Genomic DNA, 3,173 nt, shown 5'->3' on the forward strand with positions numbered 1-3,173 from the left:
GGTTGGGTGACGGGTCGTTGTTTGAGAACTGCATAGTGGACGCGAGCATCTGTGGCCAAGTTTTTAAGGGCGCACGGTGGATGCCTTGGCACCAGGAACCGATGAAGGACGTGGGAGGCCACGATAGGCCCCGGGGAGCTGTCAACCGAGCTTTGATCCGGGGGTGTCCGAATGGGGAAACCCGGCAGTCGTCATGGGCTGTCACCCGCTGCTGAACACATAGGCAGTGTGGAGGGAACGCGGGGAAGTGAAACATCTCAGTACCCGCAGGAAGAGAAAACAACCGTGATTCCGGGAGTAGTGGCGAGCGAAACCGGATGAGGCCAAACCGTATGCGTGTGATACCCGGCAGGGGTTGCGCATGTGGGGTTGTGGGATCGTACTTCAGTCGTCTGCCGGCGGCTGGGCGAGTCAGAAACCGTTGATGTAGGCGAAGGACATGCGAAAGGTCCGGCGTAGAGGGTAAGACCCCCGTAGCTGAAACATTAGCGGCTTGCTTGTACGACACCCAAGTAGCACGGGGCCCGAGAAATCCCGTGTGAATCTGGCGGGACCACCCGCTAAGCCTAAATATTCCCTGGTGACCGATAGCGGATAGTACCGTGAGGGAATGGTGAAAAGTACCGCGGGAGCGGAGTGAAATAGTACCTGAAACCGTGTGCCTACAAGCCGTGGGAGCGTCGGACATCAGCTTGCTGGTGTCTCGTGACTGCGTGCCTTTTGAAGAATGAGCCTGCGAGTTTGCGGTGTGTGGCGAGGTTAACCCGTGTGGGGTAGCCGTAGCGAAAGCGAGTCCGAATAGGGCGATCCAGTCGCACGCCCAAGACCCGAAGCGGAGTGATCTAGCCATGGGCAGGTTGAAGCGTGGGTAAGACCGCGTGGAGGACCGAACCCACCAGGGTTGAAAACCTGGGGGATGACCTGTGGTTAGGGGTGAAAGGCCAATCAAACTCCGTGATAGCTGGTTCTCCCCGAAATGCATTTAGGTGCAGCGTCGTGTGTTTCTTGCCGGAGGTAGAGCACTGGATAGGCGATGGGCCCTACCGGGTTACTGACCTTAGCCAAACTCCGAATGCCGGTAAGTGAGAGCGCGGCAGTGAGACTGCGGGGGATAAGCTCCGTGGTCGAGAGGGAAACAGCCCAGAGCATCGACTAAGGCCCCTAAGCGTACGCTAAGTGGGAAAGGATGTGGAGTCGCACAGACAACCAGGAGGTTGGCTTAGAAGCAGCCACCCTTGAAAGAGTGCGTAATAGCTCACTGGTCAAGTGATTCCGCGCCGACAATGTAGCGGGGCTCAAGCGTACCGCCGAAGTCGTGTCATTGCAGCAATACTCCCAACGGAGGCTGTGATGGGTAGGGGAGCGTCGTGTGCCGGGTGAAGCGGCCCTGGAAGGGAGTCGTGGACGGTTCACGAGTGAGAATGCAGGCATGAGTAGCGATACAAGAGTGGGAAACTCTTGCGCCGATTGACTAAGGGTTCCTGGGTCAAGCTGATCTGCCCAGGGTAAGTCGGGACCTAAGGCGAGGCCGACAGGCGTAGTCGATGGACAACCGGTTGATATTCCGGTACCCGCTTTGAAGCGCCAGCGCTGAATCTGGTGATGCTAAGGCCGTGAAGCCGCCCTTGATCTCTTCGGAGTGATGGGGAGTGGTGGAGCCGCTGAACCTATCCAGTAGTAGGTGAGCGATGGGGTGACGCAGGAAGGTAGTCCAGCCCGGGCGGTGGTTGTCCCGGGGTAAGGGTGTAGGCCGAGTGGTAGGCAAATCCGCCACTCATTGAGGCTGAGACCTGATGCCGAGCCGATTGTGGTGAAGTGGATGATCCTATGCTGTCGAGAAAAGCCTCTAGCGAGTTTCATGGCGGCCCGTACCCTAAACCGACTCAGGTGGTCAGGTAGAGAATACCGAGGCGTTCGGGTGAACTGTGGTTAAGGAACTCGGCAAAATGCCCCCGTAACTTCGGGAGAAGGGGGGCCATTGCTGGTGAGGGGACTTGCTCCCTGAGCTGGTGGTGGCCGCAGAGACCAGCGAGAAGCGACTGTTTACTAAAAACACAGGTCCGTGCGAAGCCGTAAGGCGATGTATACGGACTGACGCCTGCCCGGTGCTGGAACGTTAAGGGGACCGGTTAGCTCCATTTCGGTGGGGCGAAGCTGAGAACTTAAGCGCCAGTAAACGGCGGTGGTAACTATAACCATCCTAAGGTAGCGAAATTCCTTGTCGGGTAAGTTCCGACCTGCACGAATGGCGTAACGACTTCTCGACTGTCTCAACCACAGGCCCGGTGAAATTGCACTACGAGTAAAGATGCTCGTTTCGCGCAGCAGGACGGAAAGACCCCGGGACCTTTACTACAGCTTGATATTGGTGTTCGGTTCGGCTTGTGTAGGATAGGTGGGAGACTTTGAAGCAGTGGCGCCAGCCATTGTGGAGTCGTCGTTGAAATACCACTCTGGTCGTGCTGGATGTCTAACCTCGGTCCGTGATCCGGATCAGGGACAGTGTCTGGTGGGTAGTTTAACTGGGGCGGTTGCCTCCTAAAGAGTAACGGAGGCGCCCAAAGGTTCCCTCAGCCTGGTTGGCAATCAGGTGTTGAGTGTAAGTGCACAAGGGAGCTTGACTGTGAGACTGACGGGTCGAGCAGGTACGAAAGTAGGGACTAGTGATCCGGCGGTGGCTTGTGGAAGCGCCGTCGCTCAACGGATAAAAGGTACCCCGGGGATAACAGGCTGATCTTCCCCAAGAGTCCATATCGACGGGATGGTTTGGCACCTCGATGTCGGCTCGTCGCATCCTGGGGCTGGAGTCGGTCCCAAGGGTTGGGCTGTTCGCCCATTAAAGCGGTACGCGAGCTGGGTTTAGAACGTCGTGAGACAGTTCGGTCCCTATCCGCTGTGCGCGTAGGAGTCTTGAGAAGGGCTGTCCCTAGTACGAGAGGACCGGGACGGACGAACCTCTGGTGTGCCAGTTGTCCTGCCAAGGGCATGGCTGGTTGGCTACGTTCGGGAGGGATAACCGCTGAAAGCATCTAAGCGGGAAGCCTGCTTCGAGATGAGGACTCCCACCCCCTTGAGGGGTTAAGGCTCCCAGTAGACGACTGGGTTGATAGGCCGGATGTGGAAGCCCAGTAATGGGTGGAGCTGACCGGTACTAATAAGCCGAGGGCTTGTCC

Annotated in this window: 1 rRNA gene; it reads left to right on the forward strand. The window is 57.5% G+C overall.

What is annotated here, in order from left to right:
* Positions 1–53: 53 nt before the first annotated feature.
* Positions 54–3,173, forward strand: a 23S ribosomal RNA gene (locus tag PV341_RS43665); the annotation flags it as partial.

Source organism: Streptomyces sp. PA03-1a (genome assembly GCF_033792805.1).
Taxonomy (GTDB): Bacteria; Actinomycetota; Actinomycetes; order Streptomycetales; family Streptomycetaceae; genus Actinacidiphila.